Annotated in this window: 19 protein-coding genes; 2 read left to right on the plus strand and 17 right to left on the minus strand. The window is 40.7% G+C overall.

The genetic code is table 11. From position 1 onward, the window contains the following. The first annotated feature begins 154 nt into the window (after positions 1–154). Positions 155–418, plus strand: coding sequence for a 30S ribosomal protein S20 (gene rpsT / locus ABGT54_RS08240; RefSeq protein WP_346663646.1), 264 nt, complete (start codon positions 155–157; stop codon positions 416–418). A 70-nt stretch (positions 419–488) separates the two neighbouring features. On the opposite strand, the gene ABGT54_RS08245 is transcribed toward rpsT, so the two are convergent. The 16 genes from ABGT54_RS08245 to ABGT54_RS08320 form a co-directional block, all read right to left on the minus strand. Continuing rightward, the gene (locus ABGT54_RS08245) at positions 489–1,076 is read right to left on the minus strand and encodes a type IV toxin-antitoxin system AbiEi family antitoxin domain-containing protein (RefSeq protein ID WP_346663647.1); all 588 of its coding nucleotides are present in this window, start codon (positions 1,074–1,076) and stop codon (positions 489–491) included. Positions 1,077–1,105: 29 nt separating this feature from the next. After that, on the minus strand, positions 1,106–2,527 hold the full coding sequence (locus ABGT54_RS08250; protein WP_346663648.1) for an S-layer homology domain-containing protein: 1,422 nt from the start codon (positions 2,525–2,527) through the stop codon (positions 1,106–1,108). 78 nt (positions 2,528–2,605) lie between these two features. Continuing rightward, the gene (locus ABGT54_RS08255) at positions 2,606–3,145 is read right to left on the minus strand and encodes a hypothetical protein (RefSeq protein ID WP_346663649.1); all 540 of its coding nucleotides are present in this window, start codon (positions 3,143–3,145) and stop codon (positions 2,606–2,608) included. Positions 3,146–3,307: 162 nt separating this feature from the next. Continuing rightward, the gene (istB, locus tag ABGT54_RS08260; protein WP_206415744.1) at positions 3,308–4,111 is read right to left on the minus strand and encodes an IS21-like element helper ATPase IstB; all 804 of its coding nucleotides are present in this window, start codon (positions 4,109–4,111) and stop codon (positions 3,308–3,310) included. Beyond that, complete coding sequence (locus ABGT54_RS08265) at positions 4,108–5,682, minus strand: hypothetical protein (RefSeq protein WP_346663650.1); 1,575 nt, start codon at positions 5,680–5,682, stop codon at positions 4,108–4,110. Before ABGT54_RS08265 ends, istB begins: the two co-directional genes overlap by 4 nt. A gap of 468 nt (positions 5,683–6,150) precedes the next feature. Further along, positions 6,151–7,602 carry a flippase gene (locus ABGT54_RS08270; RefSeq protein WP_346663651.1) on the minus strand — a complete coding sequence of 484 codons (1,452 nt, stop codon included), beginning with the start codon at positions 7,600–7,602 and terminating at the stop codon, positions 6,151–6,153. Between the two features lie 18 nt (positions 7,603–7,620). Further along, positions 7,621–9,063, minus strand: coding sequence for an O-antigen polysaccharide polymerase Wzy family protein (locus ABGT54_RS08275; protein ID WP_346663652.1), 1,443 nt, complete (start codon positions 9,061–9,063; stop codon positions 7,621–7,623). After that, on the minus strand, positions 9,056–10,075 hold the full coding sequence (locus tag ABGT54_RS08280) for a glycosyltransferase family 2 protein (RefSeq protein WP_346663653.1): 1,020 nt from the start codon (positions 10,073–10,075) through the stop codon (positions 9,056–9,058). Before ABGT54_RS08280 ends, ABGT54_RS08275 begins: the two co-directional genes overlap by 8 nt. A 5-nt stretch (positions 10,076–10,080) precedes the next feature. After that, on the minus strand, positions 10,081–11,109 hold the full coding sequence (locus ABGT54_RS08285; protein WP_346663654.1) for a sugar-transfer associated ATP-grasp domain-containing protein: 1,029 nt from the start codon (positions 11,107–11,109) through the stop codon (positions 10,081–10,083). 14 nt (positions 11,110–11,123) lie between these two features. Beyond that, a complete protein-coding gene (locus ABGT54_RS08290; RefSeq protein ID WP_346663655.1) occupies positions 11,124–12,122 on the minus strand; it encodes an ornithine cyclodeaminase family protein in 999 nt (332 codons plus the stop codon). Between the two features lie 15 nt (positions 12,123–12,137). Beyond that, positions 12,138–13,424, minus strand: a complete 1,287-nt coding sequence (locus ABGT54_RS08295) for an ATP-grasp domain-containing protein (RefSeq protein WP_346663656.1) — start codon at positions 13,422–13,424, stop codon at positions 12,138–12,140. 3 nt (positions 13,425–13,427) lie between these two features. Next, the gene (locus tag ABGT54_RS08300; protein ID WP_346663657.1) at positions 13,428–14,033 is read right to left on the minus strand and encodes a sugar transferase; all 606 of its coding nucleotides are present in this window, start codon (positions 14,031–14,033) and stop codon (positions 13,428–13,430) included. Between the two features lie 59 nt (positions 14,034–14,092). Further along, positions 14,093–15,274, minus strand: a complete 1,182-nt coding sequence (locus tag ABGT54_RS08305; RefSeq protein WP_346663658.1) for an ATP-grasp domain-containing protein — start codon at positions 15,272–15,274, stop codon at positions 14,093–14,095. A 44-nt stretch (positions 15,275–15,318) separates the two neighbouring features. Beyond that, positions 15,319–16,521, minus strand: a complete 1,203-nt coding sequence (locus tag ABGT54_RS08310) for a DegT/DnrJ/EryC1/StrS family aminotransferase (RefSeq protein WP_346663659.1) — start codon at positions 16,519–16,521, stop codon at positions 15,319–15,321. Between the two features lie 41 nt (positions 16,522–16,562). Then, positions 16,563–17,084 carry a transcription termination/antitermination NusG family protein gene (locus tag ABGT54_RS08315; RefSeq protein WP_346663660.1) on the minus strand — a complete coding sequence of 174 codons (522 nt, stop codon included), beginning with the start codon at positions 17,082–17,084 and terminating at the stop codon, positions 16,563–16,565. A gap of 174 nt (positions 17,085–17,258) precedes the next feature. After that, positions 17,259–17,765, minus strand: a complete 507-nt coding sequence (locus tag ABGT54_RS08320; RefSeq protein ID WP_346663661.1) for a hypothetical protein — start codon at positions 17,763–17,765, stop codon at positions 17,259–17,261. Positions 17,766–18,029: 264 nt separating this feature from the next. Here ABGT54_RS08320 and ABGT54_RS08325 point away from each other — a divergent pair, with 264 nt between their 5' ends. Further along, positions 18,030–18,959 carry a DDE-type integrase/transposase/recombinase gene (locus ABGT54_RS08325; RefSeq protein WP_346662884.1) on the plus strand — a complete coding sequence of 310 codons (930 nt, stop codon included), beginning with the start codon at positions 18,030–18,032 and terminating at the stop codon, positions 18,957–18,959. Positions 18,960–19,226: 267 nt separating this feature from the next. Here ABGT54_RS08325 and ABGT54_RS08330 read toward each other — a convergent pair whose 3' ends face one another. After that, positions 19,227–20,207, minus strand: a complete 981-nt coding sequence (locus ABGT54_RS08330) for a tyrosine-type recombinase/integrase (protein ID WP_346663662.1) — start codon at positions 20,205–20,207, stop codon at positions 19,227–19,229. Between the last annotated feature and the right edge of the window lie 10 nt (positions 20,208–20,217).

Raw genomic sequence — 20,217 nt, forward strand, 5'->3', positions numbered from 1 at the left:
AGTTTTTACAATTATTACGGAAATATGTATTGACAGGATTCATTCTCTGTCCTAAAATAAACTAGTATGTTTCGTTAGAACGTCCGTGTCCGGATCTAACGAACTGGCAATCGATCAAAAACAATCGAAATACACGATATCGGAGGTGGACAAATTGGCTAACATCAAATCTGCAAAGAAGAGAATCTTAGTAAACGAAACAAAAGCTGCAAGAAACAAAGCGATCAAATCCAAAGTTAAAACTTGCGTAAAGAAAGTTGAGGCGGCTGTAGAAAACAAAGACGTTGAAGCAGCAAAGGCAGCTCTGAAGGTTGCTACCGTTGAGATCAACAAAGCAGGAAGCAAAGGCGTTTACCACAAGAACACCTGCTCCAGAAAGATCTCCCGCCTGGCAAAAGCCGTAAACGGAATCGCTTAATCAATAAATGAAAAAGGCATAAAAAAACAGCCAATCCGTCACTGGCTGTTTTTTTGTTACCTGTTTTCTTTTATCTGTCCACAAAGGCCCTCACCTTTTCCAGGATTCCCAGCTGACCGGCATAGGCCATAAGCCTGGGGACATTTGCCTTCGGCGACTCCAGATATTTCTGAAACAGCTGTTCTGTCCTCTGGCTGTCTGTATTGCGCCAGTCCCTCACCACATCACAGAGCGTCCGCTCCAGATCATAGAGCCTGACCGGATGCCCCTGTGGCGTCACTCCCTTAGTAGCGCCGACCTCATAATGCTCCTTTTTCACCTGATACACATGCACGTCCCGGCTGCGAAGATGGGAAGCATTATAGCCCTCCCGCACAGTTACCTCCATCCTCGGCGGCTGCTCCTTCTCCATTCCCAGCAGCCACAGAGAAGTTGCGTGGGAAAAATAGATCTTTTTATTTCTTAAATATAAAATATAGAAAGGATCCGGCGTGGTATCCTTTGTACAATACACGCCGTGGGCAGCTTTTATCATCTCAAACCGTTTGACGTATGCTGCCAGGGTCGGCTTGGAGATCCCGTGGCTCACCACCTCACAGGTCAGGAGATACCCGCCCCCGTCATGCACCAGCCAATCCAGTTCTTCTCGCTTTCCCATGGTTACGACCTCCTATCAGTCCTCTGGATTTAAGATTCGTCTGTCACCAGAACGCCCCACTGCGGAATACCGACTCCCCATCCTTCTTTATCGGGGAAATAATTCGCCCACTGTCCCGTTCCTCCGTAGACATCGTAAGAAACGATGATCCCTTTATCATAGGGAACCACTTTCCCATTTCCATAGTAGATAACCAGTTGTGCTCCTTCTACCGGCGGAACCGTAAGGTCGGATTCCGTAACCGACGGATAGCCGGAAGACAGATAATGGTTCAATGCCTCATCCTCTGTAAGAAGAATCCCGCTTAATGCTTCTCCATCATTAATATTCAGGCGCTTTATACTTTCTTCCGCATAGGGATCCGCAAGCTCATAGAAATACTCCAGATCAAAATACTTATGGAACCAGTCGCTGAAGCTTAATCTCTCATCGGAAGACATGGCCCACCAGGTCCATCTGGCAAAAAGCGGACTGTCCGTGCCCGGCATAATTCCTTCCAGATCTCCCTCCCAGGATGCCACACCTCCCCACAATGTCTCTTCTAGATTATTGCTGACCCATTTATGACATTTCCTAAGATCCCGCTCCCAGTTAATCCCTTCATCCGGCGCCGCGATCAGATAGCCGCCTGCAGCGGTCGCTATGGTAATGCCCTTCCGTATCTTAATATTTCGTTCTGTCAAAGATCCGCCTTCTTCATCCTGGAAGACCCAGTAAGATTCCGCAGGTTCCTCCGGTGTATCCGGCTCTGTAGATTCTCCCGGTTCTTCCGGTTCTTCCGGTTCTTCCGGGACATCCGGCGCCGGTTCCTGCTCTTCCTCTGCATATTTTCCCTGGTATCTGGAAATAATGGCCGCACATTCTGCCCGGACAAGAGGGCCCGTAGGCTCCAGAAGCCCAGTGCCCTTTCCCTGAATGATGCCTGCTCCGATCGCCCACTTCATCGCATCAGACGCCCAGGCAGACACCTGACCGCCATCCGGATAACCAGCATAACTGCCTGCAGGCGCAACATCTTCGCCCTTGCTCTGTGCATACCGGTACATGATCGTCACCATCTGCTCTCTGGTAATCTGATCTGCCGGCCCAAAGCACCCGTTGTCATATCCGGTCAGTATGTCAGTCTCTTTCCCCCAGACAATCGGTTCCGAGAAGTACCATCCGTCCGGCACATCCGGAAAAAGCTTCTGATACTCTGTCTGCGGCTTTCCCTCCATATTATAAAGTACTGTCGCAAACTGTCCTCGCAACAGGACATCGCCAGGCCCAAAATAGCCGGTATCATATCCATTCATATATCCTTTTTCTGTCACATCTGTGACCACCTGATAAAACCAGGCTCCCTCTCCCACATCCGGATAACTGTCTGCTCCCTTTGCCTGTACCGGAACAGACAACATACTGACTGCCAGCGCTGCCACCACAGCAAGCATTCCCAATCTCTTTTTCATCTTCTATTCCTCCTCGTATCCTCATAATCTCTGGAAATACTATACACCCTTCTTTTTCTCTTTGCAAGAAAGATAAAATCAACCATTCTCCGTCTCGCCGGCCAGCCACTGCTGCACCACCGCAGCAGTCTCTCCCACCGCCTGGGCGATCTTATCTACCGTCATCCCCATACTGGCAAGATTGAAGGCAACCGCCTGTCTGCCACGAGCTTCTCCTCTGGCTTCTCCTCTTTTCTCAATTGCTTCTGTTAATTCACACATATATTCTATGCCTCCTTCCTCGCACTTCAGGTAATGGACTCTCCTGGACAGATCCCCCTGGCTGTCATCCTCCGGGTCTGCCGTCTTAAAATACTTCATCAACGCCGCGATCTCCGACCCGTCGTCCACCTCGGTATTCACATAGGTGACACTGCTGCCGTCGTCATATGCCAGTCCCTCATCTCCCAGGTACTTCCGTACCGGATAAACTGTCTGAAATGCTTTCCAGATGTCTTTGTCACTGACGTAATAGATCTGCAGGCCGGGCAGTTCCTGAAATGTCCGTCCCTTATCCAGGAACTGACTGTCCGCCATAGCCCCGTAAAACCGGGTCCGGCGGGGCGGATAAAAAAGCATCGCTCAAAAGCGTAAACTGCAGTGCAAATGTCAACCACTTTTTTACATTGTTAGGTAAGATGTTTTTTACACCGTATGGTAAGGAGTTTTTTACATACCTTAGTAAGCAGATTTTTACATCGTAAGGTAAGCACTTTTTTACTTTACCCGGTAAGCAGTTTTTTACATCCCTGTTTCTCCCTGTGGGTAAAGGTCAGGGTGCTTCAGCCGGTAGGATTCCCCACGGAAAGAGTAACACTTGGCATGGTGCAGGATCCGGTCCAGCATTGCAGTGGTAAGTACCGGATCCCCCATCATCTCAGCCCAGTCAACGATCTCTTTGTTGGTGGTAAAGATGATGGAACTGGTTTCATAGGTATCACTGATAAATGTGAAAAACCTGTTTGCCTGTCCGCGGCTGATCGGTGTGTAGCCGATCTCATCAATTATGACAAGCTGCGCTTTCTTGATATTTTTGAGCCGGAATCCGGCTGCACGCTCTGTCTCTGCGGTATCAAGGATCTTGATCAGGCTGGTCATCTTCTCAAAACATACAGTATAGCCGCTGTTGACAGCCTGTAGGCCAAGGCCACAGGCAACCATGGTCTTACCGAGGCCCGGAGGCCCCGCAAAGACAAGGTTTCCGCAGTTGTCCAGCCAAGATAATTCTTTTAAAACGGAGAGTTGTGCGTGGGTGATACCTGACTCCAGCTCTTCCGGATCAAACTCTTCCAATGGTCGGATATTTGGTGGAAAATGCGCTGCGGAATAGTTGCGCTTCCGACGCCGTTCATTCCGACCTTTGACTTCGGTCTCAAGAACAGCCAGAAGGAATTCCCTGCAGGAGGAGACCTGCAGATCTGCAGTTTCCAGAAGATCCGGAAGCATACGCGCCGCGTGCTTCAAGGCGAACGTTTCAAGCAGGGCCGTGAGCCGCTGTACGGGGATATGGCCGGTATCCATACTTTTTAAGATTTCACGGTTCATCGAGCAGCAGCCTCCTTCCTTTCTGTGCGTTCCTGAAAGGCTTTTGCATAAACGGAAAGATCCGTATAGCTGACACTGCCGGATGGAACCTGGGCACGGCAGTCGTCTGTGGCCAGTTCCCGGCCGGCTTTTGCAAGGCTGTAAACAACTTTAAACTGTGAGAACTGATACCGGTATTTCTGGCAGCATTCTTTCATCACCTGCGCTACCAGGGATTTATCCGGATTCTCAGAATCAAGGAACTGTTCAATTGCCCGAAGCTGTTTGGAGATATGCCGTGGATTTTCCTTTTTCACACCATTGATGAAGTGCTGGAAGTCATAGCAGTTCCATTTCCCACGGAGACGTTCCATGATCTCGATCCAGTCTCCGGAGTCCTGTTTCCGGTGTTCCGGGAGCTGATTGACACTTCCTTTCCTCTCGCTGAGATTATGGGAACAGATATAGTTCAGCTGATCGTCATAAATGTGGATTTTCCCACTGACAACTTTGAATCGTACCGTTTTGAAAGCATAATCACGTGGAACCGAATACCTGCAAGATTTATACAGGACGTAAGGCATTGCCGCGATTTCATAAGTGCGGAACGTATTCGGAGATGTTTCATACACGGATGGAAGAAGAGGCTGCATGGCTGACCGTTCAACGCTGTCGTAGACTGCTTTTGGGACCCGTAAGGTGGAACGGTGGATCCGCTGGTTTTTGCGTTCCAGCCATCCGGGAAGGGAACGCCATACATCATCAATACAGGTGACCTTCCGCGCACTGAAGAAGTTTTTCTTCACGAACCCAACAGAGTTTTCGATAGGTCCCTTGCTTTCCGGGTCCGCCTTATTACACACCCAGAGCCGGATATCCTGTTCTGTACAGAAATCTTCAAAGGTCCTGGTCTTGATGACTTCACCATAGGTTTCACTGGAGACAAACACGGCGTCCTGATCGATGACCAGTTCTTTAGGGCGCCCTCCAAGCCTGCAGAAACTATGATAGATCGCCTTACAGGCTTCTTCCGAGTTATACTTGTGATCCTGTGCATAAACGCATAAAAAACGACTGTAACGCAGCAAAAGGCAGATGAAATGGATGTGCGTTGTTTTTGAGAGAGTCTCCTCACCGAAGTCGATGAGCATCTGTTCCCCGGGCGGTGTATCAAAAACATAATCATAGATACGGCGGTGCTCCGGTTCCCTGTTGACCTGTCCGGAATCCTCAAGATAATGGATGTAGTTCCGGAGAGTCTGCTGGTTACCGGGAAGTTTTTCATAGTCTCCGTTTTCGATGAATTTTTCTTCCAGGACATCGTAAACAGATGACATACAGAAACTTTTCCCACTGTTCGCCTCAAGGATCCTGATAATCGTGCTGCGGAAAGGTTCTGCGTCAAAGGTTTTTGGTTTTGCGAGCTTAGCGCCGGGATCATCCGGGAGCACATCCATGTCATAATACTTGCTGATCGTGGGACGGCTGGGAGGCTTGCGCCCCTGCGCTTCATAGTATCTGATAATATCAGCTTTTGTGTAACCTTGCAGTTTTAGATCCTGTATTTCCTGCATTTTTGTTTTTGTCAGCATAAAGGTCTCCTCTCTTGTGTACTGCTTACAGTATACAAAATCGGATGAACCGCTGACTCCTCCTGTGATAAAACTCGCCGCAGGGGATGTAAAAAAGTGATTACCGGACGATGGAAAAAACTCCTTACCCTGTCATGTAAAAAAGTCGTTACCGCGTGATGTAAAAAACTCCTTACCGTACCATGTAAAAAACTCCTTACCCTGTGGCTGTAAAATCACCTTACCACGCACACTGCAGGTTCTCCCGTATCCGTTCCTCTTTCGTAAGCTGTCGTGGTACTCTGCTGCTTCTGTTAATGATCTGATCCCTCTCTTTTATCGGTAAGTTGTAAACGGTTGCTCTTTGATTCCTATCATTGCCGGCAAATGATCTTACTGGTATTATGTCATACAACAGCGAAAAAGTAAAGATGTGTTTATAAAAAATCGCCACTTCATTTGAAGTGACGATCATAACACTACCTGCTTCTATCTTCTGCCATTTCTTACATTGTGTAAGAAATCTACTATGAGACTATTTTTCATAAGAATAAGTATACCCCCATAAGCAATAATCGATGAAACAATTGAAACCCCTAGCCGAATATACAAATTCATAAAATTGTGTCTACAAAATACACATATAACTATTATCAACACACTCCCAATTATAACAGACGCTATATCTTTCCTTTTTGCGTTTGGCGAAAAAAAATCTTTTGCATATTGATAACTTATTACCATACCGATACCTTCAGCAAACATAGTAGCTATGGCTGCCGCATTCTCTTGCATAACAGGAATACAAATACAATTTACGCTTATATTAACAACAGCACAAATAGTAGTAGTCCGAAAAACCTTCTTTTCATTTTTTGTTGGAATTAAAATACAAGATGTAAAAAACCAGTTAAATATACTTAAAATGAGGGCGAAGCATAATATAATTAACGAAGTTTGTGCTGGTAAATAGTTCGCATTTGATATCAGTAGAATAATATCTCTACTTAGAGCTGTTAATCCAATAACTGCTGGTAAAACCAATGAAATGAGCACGATAAAAATCTGATTTAATGTCTTTCTAAACAAATCTTTTTTTGCCGTTCCCCAATAATTAGATAATCTGGGAACAGATACAATTATAATAGCCGCCAGAAGATTTTTTACTACCGAATATACTTTTGACGATACCGAATACAAGGCAACATGATACTCCGTGGATAACAATCCTAAAACCAATACCCCTGAATTAACAAAAATATTGGTCGTAACTGTATTTCCAAATATCATTAAAATTGGTCTAATATGATTTTGAAAATGAATTTTTTTTAAATCCCATATAATTTTAATTTTACAATATTTTGTTCTCGAATACATATAGAGCAAATTAGCTCCACCTGTTGATACCGTCGTAACAATTGCATAGTTGATTAAATCATCTGGTTTTTTTACTAACACAAAAAGTAATATGAGTGAAAAAACATATGCCAAAATTGCTCTTATTGTAATATACAAATATTCTTCATATATAGAATAGACCCATTCACAACCCAAAGTAGTCGTCAAAATCACACCACTTAAAATAAATAAGACTACTCCATACCCCTGAAACTGTGGCAATATTAAAATAGTTATCCCCAAAATAATATAGGCAAGAATTGTAGACAAAACATTAATTGTGAAAACTTCCGATGCAAACTGGCTGATTTTTTTATAATCAGATCGTAATTTAGCGCCCTCACGTATTGCATATGTATTAATCCCTAAGGCAGCAAACAACTGAAAATATGTAATCACTGAATATGCAAAGTTATATCTCCCCACATTATCCATCGCCAGAACTTTTGACACATACGGAAAGGTAATAAGCGGAAAAACAACCGACAGAGCTGTTCTAAACATATTTAAAACAGCATTTACACTTAATGATTTCTTCTTCATTTTTGTCATCCCGAGAACCTATAAAATTTGCTCTTTTCTTATTCGAAATTTAATTTTATTCAAAGCAAATCTTTTCATAATCAAAACTCCCCCTACAATTATAATAAGATTCGTAATTGTAAATGTACTGGAAAGGAATGAAAATGGTGTTGACCTAGGAGCATAAAACAGTCGCATAAGTATAAAAATAATAAATGTACTTCCTATAATGCTTTTCCCATACCTATTATTCGAAAATTGCAAAAGCCATCCATAAATAAAATTAATAATGATTACTCCTAGAATACCAAAATTTTGAAACATTTCTGCTATATAGCATGACCCCAATCCGAAACCTTGTGAATAATTATAAGGTATCACAAGATACGATATTGTATCCCCATACGAATTCCCATACAATGCCTGCTCTACTGATTGAGGCGCGTAAGATGAAAAATCACAAAACAGTTGCGTTATTTCATTGTATTTAAAAAAATCAATTATCGTACCAAACGCATACCATTGTTTTGGAATTTGATCCATCAACTCCTTGCCATACTCAATGACAGTAATACTTACACCTTGATCTCTAAAAAATTTGATGATCCCACTTCCAAGCGAAAAACCCGTTGAATCTCCAGATCTAATATTACTAACATAGACCAGAAGCAAAATTAAAACTGGTACACCTATTGCAATTGCCAACAACTCCTTTTTCCCAATCCATTTTTCTTTTGGCGTAATAAAATTACGAATTAGGAAATAAAAAAACACAACCATGAGCGACAAAACAAAATCTGTCCTTCTCCCTGTAGCTAAAGTTGTACTTTGTACACCAAGATAAAGTAATGTAGGGAAAATAACACTTTTTTTGCTTGGTTTGGTAGACAAAAATAAAAAAAAAGCAATCGGAAAAATTTGTTCCAATTTATTTATTACAAAAGGTAAATTATTGTCGGCTCTTAAATATAAGTTCTCATAAGACGTTGCAGAAACATAACGAATATTATTAATGGATACACTTAATGCAGGAATTGTAGAAATAAGCATAATTATTAAAGCATAATACCGGATATTTATATTGGTCTTATCATTGGAATCCTCAATAAATTTCATTACTGGTTCTTTATGCTTCATTTCTGACCATCTATATCCTATATACAAAATTAATTGCGACAAATATAATAAGCAATATGTGTGAAGCAACGTATCATTATTAAAAATAAAAAGAGGCTGACTTTCAATCAAATAACTAAAAAAAGTTCCTCCCAACAAAAAAACAAAATAAGTAATTTCAAAACACAATAAACTTGCCCGTTTTCCCTGACCATCAATAGAGTATAGTAAAATCAGAAACCAACTGATAAATGTTCCCATATATAATAAAGTCGAATCCTGCAGCAAGAAAAACAGCCCTTGTAGTACAAAAACAATACTTATTCCTAAATCAAAATATATTGTTTTTTTATTAATATTAACCATGCTTATATCCTCTGATTTCTTCATAAATAAGAACTAAAAGTGGAGATCCTAATTTTAATAGAACATAAGAAATACCTATGTTTTTTATTCCCTGGAAAACACCTATTTGTCTTTTAATATTCACTAAATTCTTATTATTAAGTACAACTTTAACTCTTCTATAATTGCCTTTTTCTCGTTTCAACCTGCAAATATTTTCCAGTGCATTCAGTGCATATATCAGAAATCTCATATTCAATCTTTCTTTTAATTTCTTATTATTATGAATCCTATCAAACAAATATAAATCATCAAAAATTTTTTCTATCATTTTCCAGTATTCCACGGTATATCCATGAGTAATAGAAGAATCTATCTGGCGGTACGCATACAATTTCTTTGAATATATAGAATATAAATTTTTAGAATACAAATGAACCTTAACCAAAAATTGAAAGTCCTCGGATCTCCTTACACTTTCGTCATATCTTAAATGATATTTATCAATAATATTACGCTTAATAATTCTTAAACAAGAATATGACGGTACATTCTTACCCTTCGGTGAAAATATCATATTTTCCAGAAAACTTTCATAAGATTCCCCTTGCAAAAAACCATCCTGAACATAATTAATGCTATTTTGTTTTTTATGCCCTGAACAATCTGTAATATAATAGCCAAAAAGTATAATATCGGGAGTGTTATTTTCTAATTTACTAATAGCCAGTCTATATGTATCAATTTCCAAATAGTCATCTGCATCAACAAATGTAATATATTCTCCCTTCGCTTTTTCTATCCCTAAATTCCTAGCTGCACTTGGTCCTTGCTTTTTACAATGAAGCACCTGAATTCTATCATCCCTCATTTTATATGATTCAGCTATTTGAATGGTCCGATCAGATGAATTATTGTCTACTAAAATAATTTCTATATTGGAATAAGATTGATTTATCAAACTCTCTATACAGTCACCGATATAAGTTTCCGCATTATACATAGGCACAATAACACTAATTTTGTAATTCATTATATTTATTTGACCTCTTCTAACACTTTTTTATATTTATACCATTTTCCAACTTGATCAGGCATCTGGGTAATATCCGGATCTGCAGTGCAATTCCCCTCTACGATGCAAATCTCTCCACTATCCTTTATGGCTATATCCCACCCAACAAACTTAACATTCTTTCTAACCATTGCAGCTTTTTTCACAACATCTACAACCTGATTCCAAAAAGGAATATTAAAGCCTATAATCTGTTCATGCGATTTTGGATGAATATAAAATTTGCGATTCAACTTATCTACTGCGGGAGTAATTACAACCCCTGTTTCCGGATCAATAATCGCAGCCATTCCAAAATGATGAAAATTATCTGTGCACTTTTCTCCATTTCCGCATCTGAACACCGCATCCATAATTTTCACTTCATTATTTGGTAAAACAAGAGTTATTACTCGTAAAGTATTTACTGATTTGGGATTAAATTTTCCCATCTCTTTATGCTGATGAATAATCTCTTCTGCAATTATATGTTTTCTTTTACATTCTTTATATAACTTGGATAAATCATGTCCGTCAGCAGAAATTAATTCTATTCCATTACCGCCACTTCCTTCTTTAATTTTTGCCATAAACGTATCATTTTTCATGACAAATTCATTGAATTCTTTTTCCGAACATTCATCTAAATCTATCCAACTTCTTCCCAAGTAGTTATTGAATATTTTATTGAATCTACATTTATCATCAAAATCCGGCTGCTTTATAGAACCGTTAAATATCTTTATAATTTGCTTTCTATTCCTTGCCACAATAAAACTTTTACGATCTACGGCTTTTCGACGATAAAAATTGTATTGAAAATAGTCGTTTATTCCAACTCCATATCGAAAAACAGACCATGCAAAATCGAAAGAAATCATAGCTTTCTGATAGAACTTAAGATCTGATGAAATAAATGTCTTCATTAGTAGATTGTATTTTTTTATATGTAAAATGATATATTGTATGCCATTACTTGTCGTATACCCCATCAATCTTTGATGTTCGTTCATCACAAATCCTCCTCCTACTTTTCAATCCATTGCCCTGCCCCTAACTTTATAGCCCTTTCGTAGATTCGATTAGCAAATAAAATATCTTCAACAGCAAGTCCTACCGAATTAAAATAAATAAATTCAGCATCTGATTCTCGTCCCGCTTTTTCTCCGGTAATGATTTTCGCAATATCTGCGTATATGTCATTATCCGTCAATTCTCCGTCTTTATACATCTGAACGATCGTTTGACTTCGATGTTTAACACATTCCCAACAATCACAAACAATTTTCGAAGCTTTTTTTGCCACAGCATATTCATCTTCAATTCCGGCAACATGAATATACAGTGCCCCTTCTTTAATCCATTTTGCCTTTAACACCTGCTCTTGAGAACTGATTGCTGTAACAATGATATCCGCACTTTTCACTGCGTTCTCAAAATTATTTCCACAATCAACAAACACAACATCTGGATATTTTTTTTGAAATTCATCAATAAACTGTTTTACACTGTTACAAGTTCTCGAAGAAACAAAACATCTTTTTATATTTTTATTAATAAATTTTATTAATTTAAAATGTGCCTTTGCTTCTTCCCCTGCTCCTATAAATCCAATAGTTTCAGAATTCTTTTTTGCCAAATACTTAGCTGCAACAGCGCCAACCCCTGCCGTTCTAAGACTCGTAAGCTCCGTAGCGTTCATTGCACACTTTAATTTTCCTGTGTTAATTTCAGAAAGCAAAACAAACCCTTCAACATTTTCAATTCCCTTCTTCTTGTTTTCCGGGAAAACCGACACCCATTTCATTCCGCATGTGTCAGTCTTTCTCAAGGTGGCTGACATACAATTTATCCGATTCTGATATGTTGTATCAAATATTTGAGAATTTTTGTCTGGTTGAATAGTTGTTCCCTCATTCATCATTTTTATCGAATCTTCCACTGAATCGAGCACCAACTGATAATCATCCTCCAAAACCGAATGAACTTCCGAAGATGACAAATATAAAAAATTACTCTTGTTCATATTACTAATCCCTTTCTATTTCAGTGAAACATTTTTTATGTTTAACATTCTCTCAATCATATTGTTACCATCTTGATCTAAGACTTTATACACATTATGTATTTTTTCAATAGTACCTTGTAATTCGTTTATATCATCAAACACAAAATGTATAAGCGTAACAGCTTGAGAAAATGTTCCTGACTCCTTAATCTCATCTTGCAAACTAATTTTTGAAATTACTGTTACAATTTCTGGAGATTTTTGCAAAGTTAGATATCCACTGATTTCTGAAACTTTACCAGCTCTCGAATAAAGTGGATATACTGCATAATATTTCTTTTTCATTACTTTTTCAGGTATGATAGAAATAAAATTTTTTATCTCGCTCTTTCCTGTTAATGCGTAAAAGATATCTGCTGCAACTTGATTAATCCCATACATATAATTAATCGGATAAATAGATGCTGAACCGCCATAACGATATCCTGCTTCATTAAAATAAAAATCTGATCCGTCGTAAAATACTTCAATCCAAAAACTACCTTCCTTAATCCCCAAATCAGCGACTAAATCAGAAATATTCTTTTCAAATTTTTCACGAAATATCTCTTTTAAGCTACTTTCAAAAACAAATAATCCTCCCACATAGCTTCCATGCTCTTTGTAACGAACAGGATATTTATCTTCCAAACCCGAAAAATAAAGCTTTCCTTTAGATATCGTATAAAATACTACTACCCCATCATTCTTGACAAATTTTTCTACAATAACCTGTTTTGTCGGAGAATTTGTTCTTGCTTTAGTAATTCCTTCTTTTAATTCTTTAGCATTATGACATACTTTGAACCCACTGCTTCCACAACCGTCTGCTGGTTTAGTTATAACGGGAAATTCAACATTTTCCTCACACACCTGCTCCAGCTTCACTTCGGGAACACACGGCAGATTATGTCTAATACATAATTCTTTAAAGATTCGTTTATCCTGTAAGGCATCCCATTGATTCTTTTTACAATAACAAGGTAGTCCTAATTCATTTAAGTATACACAAGCCGCAGATATAACTGCTTCATTTCCCCCCATATACACGCCATCTATCTTTTTTTCGATTATTAATTTTTTCATCTCTTCTGCATCAGTCGAATTAACCTGATATTGTTCAGAAGCAATCTCAAAAATACCTGCATTTTGTGAATTCCCCGTTGCCACCAATACAATCTCATATTCATCTGCAATCTTCTTTATTGCGTCTTTCCATAAACTTCCACCCAAAAGAAGAAGACGTTTCCCTTTAAGCTGATTCTTTATATGTTTATCCACGTTTTATTCTCCACTTCCACTATTTTTATATACATTTTTCCTTCGCAAAACTGTATCTATTGTTTTAATAAAAATAACCAAATCCATTCTTAGACTTACTTTTCTTGCATATTCTGCATCATATTTCAGTCTAGTCTTTGTATCTATTGAATTTCTAAAAAAAGCCTGCGAATATCCTGTTAAGCCTGGTCTAACTTCAAGCCTTTGTATCTGAACACTGGATAAATCTTGTAACTGTTTATCTGCTGTATCTGGTCGTGGTCCGATAAATGACATATCCCCCTTCAGAATATTAATCACCTGCGGCAATTCATCAATAGATGTTTTTCGTAATACTTTTCCTATCTTTGTGACACGAGTATCATCTGGTGAATTAAATGTTGAGTTATCTGCATTTCGTATATCAGGAGCATTCATCTTCATAGAACGAAACTTAAGCATTTCAAACACATTGCCTTTATACCCTCTCCTTTTCGCCTTGTAAAAAACGCTTCCCCGATCTTCTAAATATATCAATGGACCTAATATCAAAATGCTCAATCCGACTATAGGCATTAAAATAACAGAAAACATAATATCCAATAATCTCTTAAAACATTTCTTGTACATTTTCCCTCTATTTCCCCCTAAATTATTTCTTCGGCAAAAGAAATATTAACTGAACTGATTTATGATACATTGACTTTAATTTCTTCTAGCGCTTTTTCACAATTCATTATTGCATCTTTGTTACTTTCTCCCTGTGCAATTACACACCCTATCCGATCAAGGCTATTGTGAACATTTGTAATCCTACTTCCATCATCCTTAAATCGTAAAACCTCTTTAACGCCCTTTATTGAAAGTGCTCTTTCTATTCCTGATACGTCTTTTAATTCTCCTGCTTTCCCTGTGAAAAATCTAATTGCACTTCCATAATTCTGTTTTTGTGGAATATCTAACCTTTCTCCACAGGCATTCTGTATTACTAATTTCATCATATCTATTCCTGTAGACAACGGCACCAAATGAGTCGTAATAAAATCACCACCCATTCTCGCCCCTAATTCAATCATCTTTGGAATTCCTTCTGGTATCTTCATTTCTACATGTACTGGCCCATTCTGAATTCCAATTGCGCGAATTGCCTGGGCAGCTACATTTTTAATTTTGTTTTGAATTTCTACATCCAGAGCAGATGGTTGGCAATGTCCCATTTCCACAAAAAAAGGAGCCCCTGTTGTCAATTTGTCCGTAATGGCAAGAATATGAACCTTCCCATTTTCGCAAATCACTTCTACGCTTACTTCTGGTCCTTCCAGATATTCTTCTACAAGAATTTTCCCTGTTTTACTAAACTTTTTTGCATATTCATAAGCATGTTCTGCTTCTTCTGCTTTATTTACAAGAATTACCCCTCTGCTCCCCGAATTTTCTTGTGGTTTAAAGATAACAGGATATGTAAACTCCTCTTTTTGATTCATAAAGTCCTCATAACACTCGACTATCCAAAACGCAGGAGAAGGAACTTTATTCTCACTAAAACTTTTAATCATTTCAATTTTATCCGTTGCTTTAATCGCAACATCTTGTGTTAATCCTGGAATTCCTAATTTTTCAGATAGCACTGCTGCTGTTCTAACCGGCATATCAGTTGCAACTGTCACAACTCCATCAATTTTGCATTTTTTCGCCACTTCTAATACAGCATTTGTATCAATCGTACTAACTTCATAAAATTCGTCTGCCAGATCTTTACCTAGCGCTTTTTTATCATAATCAACTGCAATAATACGGTATCCTATCTCCTTTGCTTTTTTTATTGCCTCAACCTGCATAATTGATGCTCCGAGACACAAAATCGTTTTCATGATTTTATCTCCTATTTTGTAACAAATATTATATATTTACTATTCTACAGATACTGCCTATAAATCGCTGTTCCCACTTCCACCACATACTCTACTTCCTCATCTGTTAATTTTGTATGCAGCGGCAATGTGATCTCATTGGCAAATTTCTGATATGCATTCGGATAATCTTTGATATCAAATCCCATCTTCCTATACGCTGTCATCATGGGCATGGGTTTATAATGCACATTGCAGGCAATTCCTGCCTCTGCCATTTTTACAATCATTTCCTGTCTCTGTTCCGGCGTAATCCCTGGTACTCTTGTAAGATACAAGTGCCCCGATGACTGATGCTCTTCGTTATAATGATCCAGTACTTCCACACCCAACGGGCGGAAAGCCGCGTCATATTTCCCAATGATTTCTTTTCTTCTTGCCAGCAGATCCGGGTAACGTCTCATTTGCGCCAGACCAATCGCTGCTGCCACATCCGTCATATTGCATTTGTACCAGGGTCCGATGATGTCATATTCCCAGGCCCCGAGCTGAGTCTTGGCCAGTGCGTCCTTAGATTGTCCATGCAGGGACAATAGCTGATACCGGCGATAAATCTCTTCACTGTCGATACCTTCAATCTCCCGCCATGTTACGGCTCCGCCTTCCGCAGTCGTGAAGTTCTTCACTGCATGAAAACTGAAATTACTAAAGTCCGCGATACTTCCTGCCGGTTTGCCATGCCAGGTTGCGCCGAACGCATGCGCTGCATCCGCCACAATGATTACCCGTCCGATGGCTTTCTGGATGGGATTGGCCGCATGAAAAAGTCCTTTCTTTCGCTGGACAATCTCATATATCCGGTCATAATCACAGGGAATTCCGCCCAAATCTACGGGAATAATCGCCTTTGTCTTTTCTGTAATGGCTGCTTCCATCTGCTCATAATCCATTTCCAGAGAATCTTTCTGTGTATCGACCATGATCAGTTTTGCACCAACGTGACATACCACCGAAGCGCTGGCCGTATATGTATAGGCGCAGGTAATTACTTCATCCCCTTCGCCGATTCCCAATAACCTTAATGTCATCTCTGCACAAGCCGTCTGTGAATTCAGGCATACTGCACGACGAACGCCGCAGAAATCAGCCACCTGCCGTTCCAGTTCCTTTGTTTTCGGCCCGGTTGTGATCCAGCCGGAGCGAAGCGCTTCTGCTACTTCTTCTATTTCCGCCTCTGTGATATCCGGCGGTGAAAATGATATATTCATAACCCTTTTCCTCACTTTTTTTCATATAAAAAAGCCGGCGGTTATTTTTTCGCCAGCTCATCTTCTTCTGTTCTGATCCCAAACAGAATCTTCCTTTTTTCTCCCAGCAGCTCTTTCTCGATCAGCACATACCGCTTTCGTATCCGCTGTCTGACGATATGGTCAAAATACCGTCCCACAGCTCCGTCCGCCCAGATGATCTCTTTTTCTTCATTGAGCCTGACCAGGGATCTTTTTACCACATGACCTTCGCTCTGGATTTCTTCCAGAAATTCCTGCTCTTCTTCCGACACGCCAAGAAAGACCTGATCCTCTTTCAGTAGCTTTGTCAGCTTCGGCACCTGCCTTAGCATAACGTACAACCCTTGCGGGTCTCTGGTGTCTGCAAACAGATATCCGGGAAACAAAGGCGCTTCCTGGATCCGCCAGACGTTTCCTTCCTTCCGGGCACATTCCCTTCGGATGTAAAAACATTCTTCATACAGCTCTCTGGGGATCACGGTTCGGATCATCTCCAGCACCTTTTCTTCTCTGCCTGTCTGAATCTGGATCACATACCACACGTTTCTCGTCTCCTTTTTGGGTGCGCTTCGCCATTCCGCGGTTTTCCCCGGATCTTCTTTCGCATCCACTCTTACAAATATCCCCGTCACCCATGGCACAGACCACAGGCAATGGTCCTGATCTTTGTGTTTTTCTGAACGTATTTTTCTCGTCTTTCCCCTGGATGTCGTTTGTCAGCTCTTGGAAATGATCTCAAGCCCGGCCTGCACAGGCGCTTCCATCCCATGCAGCGGAGCTGCGATATCCGCCAGCCGTTTATGCCGGTCAATCTTTCGGATCCTGCGCTCCATACCCACCAAAGGGCCGCTGCTTACATGGGTGATCCCGTCCCGGATATAGCCGCTGGACATAGGCAGGTGATGTGCATCTCCACAGAGACGCCGCAGAAAATCTTCCGCCTCCGGCGGGACACTTTGAAGCATCTCTCGTTTCCCGCCTGCACAGGCATACGCCCGGTAAGGCTCCAGTTCTCTGGCCAGTTGCTCCGGATCTTCCGTCTCGAGAAACAGACAGTCCGGAAACATCTGCCGGGTCTCCAGGTGCCAGCTTCCCTGATATCGCTTCATTCGTTCGCAAGTGAACATAAAAACATCCTGCAATGCCTGCCTGGACAGATTTGCCTTGCAGGATTCCATGACTTTCTGCGCTTCTCCGGGAAGACATTTCATAACACACCACATCAAAATCACCCCTGTTTTTTTCGTAGAGGAATCAACTCTACGAAAAAACAAGGGTGTTTTTTGTAAGAATCACCGAAAAACAAAGGGATTATTTATAGAAACAAACAGATTTTTTGAGATTTTTGTTGTAGAATATAGCTAGTTTGGTATATGTTGTGTTGGGGTACAATAGATAGGTAACAAAATAAAAACAAGGACCCACCTTGATGTGATATATTGGAATTGTCGAGAAACCAATAGTCCGATCAAAAGGAGAATCCTTGTATGTCGAGTTTATCACACCCCAAATATCAGCGTCAACGTATTGTTAAATATGCTCAGAATCATTCTGTAACAGAAACGGCGATCCGTTATAAAGTAAGCCGAAAAACGGTCTACAAATGGCTTTCTCGATACGATGGGACAACAGCCAGTCTGGAAGATCGTAGCCACAGGCCTAAAACATCGCCAAAAAGTCATACAGAGCTGGAACTACGGCAAATCCGGCGCCGCCTAAAAAAATATAAATGGACAGACCTGATCCTGGCATATCAGGAACTGGTAGAAAAAGATGGGTATAGGCGCAGCTACGGGGGATTTAAACGAGTCGCTGCCCGGCTGAAAGCCTTGAAACCAGTGAAAAAGAAGAAAAAGAAACGAAAGATCAAGCCTTATCAGCGTGCAGATTACCCAGGGCAGAAAATACAGATAGATGTGAAGTATGTTCCTTCCTATTGCGTGACAGATGGCAGGAAATACTATCAATATACAGCGGTAGACGAATGTAGCAGATGGACTTATCGGGAAATGTATGATGAACACAGTACCTATAGTTCCAGAGATTTCCTGGTGAAGCTAATCAAACATGCCCCTTTTCCAATCCGGGAAGTGCAGACGGATAACGGATCGGAGTTCACCAATCGGCTGTTGGTAATTAAAAGTACGCATTTAACAATGTTTGAAGAGGCACTTAAGGAGTTGGAAATCCTGTATCACCGGATTCAGATCGCAACTCCGCGACACAACGGGAAAGTGGAACGGCAGCATCGAACAGATGAAGCAAGGTTCTATAAAAAAATGCGTATGTATAATCTGGAAGATGGGAGAAAACAGCTAGCCGTATATCAGAAGAAATCAAACACTTATATCAAAACCTGTTTAGGAATGAGAAGTCCGAATACGATAGTAAGAATGTATCAGGGAGTTATGTTTTAAAGCAGACAAGGGCGACAGCAAAGGATGCTGCCGCCGCACACCATTATATCACAAAGAGAATGTCAAGGTCAGGTAGTATTCCCTGCGGGAATCTCCACCTTACCCTTGACATTCCTTTCGGGGTGAAGTGTTACCAATCATTGACACCTATACAAATATAGCTAGTTTGGTATATGTTGCCTATTGAATAATAAAACCTAATGTGTTATAGTATTAAAGGTTTCGTAGAGTTGATTCCTCTACGAAACCTTTTCTATTTTAGGCTCTTTACCATGTCTCCTGCAGCTTCTGCATATGTTCCCGCTTCCGCTCCATGGACGAATGTACATACCGGTTCAGCGTAATATTTACACTGGCGTGCCCCAGGATCTCGCTTAATGTTTTCACATCGAATCCCCTCTCGACACAGCGGGTGGCAAAGGTGTGCCGCAGGGCATGATAATTGATCTCTTCCATCTGACACTCTTTCAAATACCGCTTGAATATATTTTCCAAAGTTCTTGGCTCAATAAAGCGTTCCTCGCTTCCAGTGAGCAGATACGCCCGTTCCGGCAGATTTCCAAGGTCGGTCAGTCTTTTTTGCAAAATAGGCGGAATAGGAATGTCTCTTAATGATTTTCTGCTCTTGGGAGTGGTCAGGATCACTTTTGTCTTTTTGTCACCGACACTTCCCGGGGTCTGGATCCGCTGCATGGTCATCCGCACCTGCACCACCTTTTCTCCAAAAAGGATGTGTTCCTTTTTCAGGGCGCAGACCTCCCCCAGTCGCAGGCCCATATACAGGCTCAATAGAACGCCTGTTTTGGTAAGGCTTCCGTCTCTTAATAGAAATCTTCCAAGAGTCTCCTGTTCCGCCCGGTTCAGGATCCGCACCGGGGACTCTTCCTGACGCATGCGGATCTGATCAAAACGGCAGGGACTCTCTTCGCCGCAGGCTGCGCCGTAAAGGCAGATTTCTCTTAGTACACTGATAATGTCTTTGACGGTTTTTTCTTTCAGGCCGCCTCTCTGGTCCTTTCTTCCTTCTTTTAATTTTTTCCGGACAAATGCTTCTACCTGCAGAGTAGACAGGCCGGACAGATAGGTAGTTCCTAGTTCCGGGAGAATATGATTGTACAGAAGATTTCTGTATTTGATATAAGAAGTTTCTTTCAGGTGCCTTTGGATCATATCCAGCCAGTTTTGGGAAATATCCGCCAGCACCCCAGTGTTGTTTTGTGTCTCAGATGTAATTTTGTCATTGCTCATAGCAGTCGAC

This window comes from uncultured Merdimonas sp., from assembly GCF_963929015.1.
Taxonomy (GTDB): Bacteria; Bacillota; Clostridia; order Lachnospirales; family Lachnospiraceae; genus Merdimonas.

Coding starts and splice junctions, on each gene's coding strand:
- ABGT54_RS08300 (WP_346663657.1), bottom strand. CDS start 14,033: ATGTACAAGAAATGTTTTAAGAGATTATTGGATATTATGTTTTCTGTT.
- ABGT54_RS08330 (WP_346663662.1), bottom strand. CDS start 20,207: ATGAGCAATGACAAAATTACATCTGAGACACAAAACAACACTGGGGTG.
- ABGT54_RS08250 (WP_346663648.1), bottom strand. CDS start 2,527: ATGAAAAAGAGATTGGGAATGCTTGCTGTGGTGGCAGCGCTGGCAGTC.
- ABGT54_RS08305 (WP_346663658.1), bottom strand. CDS start 15,274: ATGAAAACGATTTTGTGTCTCGGAGCATCAATTATGCAGGTTGAGGCA.
- ABGT54_RS08255 (WP_346663649.1), bottom strand. CDS start 3,145: ATGCTTTTTTATCCGCCCCGCCGGACCCGGTTTTACGGGGCTATGGCG.
- istB (WP_206415744.1), bottom strand. CDS start 4,111: ATGAACCGTGAAATCTTAAAAAGTATGGATACCGGCCATATCCCCGTA.
- ABGT54_RS08275 (WP_346663652.1), bottom strand. CDS start 9,063: ATGGTTAATATTAATAAAAAAACAATATATTTTGATTTAGGAATAAGT.
- ABGT54_RS08320 (WP_346663661.1), bottom strand. CDS start 17,765: ATGTGGTGTGTTATGAAATGTCTTCCCGGAGAAGCGCAGAAAGTCATG.
- ABGT54_RS08290 (WP_346663655.1), bottom strand. CDS start 12,122: ATGAACAAGAGTAATTTTTTATATTTGTCATCTTCGGAAGTTCATTCG.
- ABGT54_RS08265 (WP_346663650.1), bottom strand. CDS start 5,682: ATGCTGACAAAAACAAAAATGCAGGAAATACAGGATCTAAAACTGCAA.
- ABGT54_RS08280 (WP_346663653.1), bottom strand. CDS start 10,075: ATGAATTACAAAATTAGTGTTATTGTGCCTATGTATAATGCGGAAACT.
- ABGT54_RS08245 (WP_346663647.1), bottom strand. CDS start 1,076: ATGGGAAAGCGAGAAGAACTGGATTGGCTGGTGCATGACGGGGGCGGG.
- ABGT54_RS08285 (WP_346663654.1), bottom strand. CDS start 11,109: ATGAACGAACATCAAAGATTGATGGGGTATACGACAAGTAATGGCATA.
- ABGT54_RS08310 (WP_346663659.1), bottom strand. CDS start 16,521: ATGAATATATCATTTTCACCGCCGGATATCACAGAGGCGGAAATAGAA.
- ABGT54_RS08270 (WP_346663651.1), bottom strand. CDS start 7,602: ATGAAGAAGAAATCATTAAGTGTAAATGCTGTTTTAAATATGTTTAGA.
- ABGT54_RS08325 (WP_346662884.1), top strand. CDS start 18,030: ATGTCGAGTTTATCACACCCCAAATATCAGCGTCAACGTATTGTTAAA.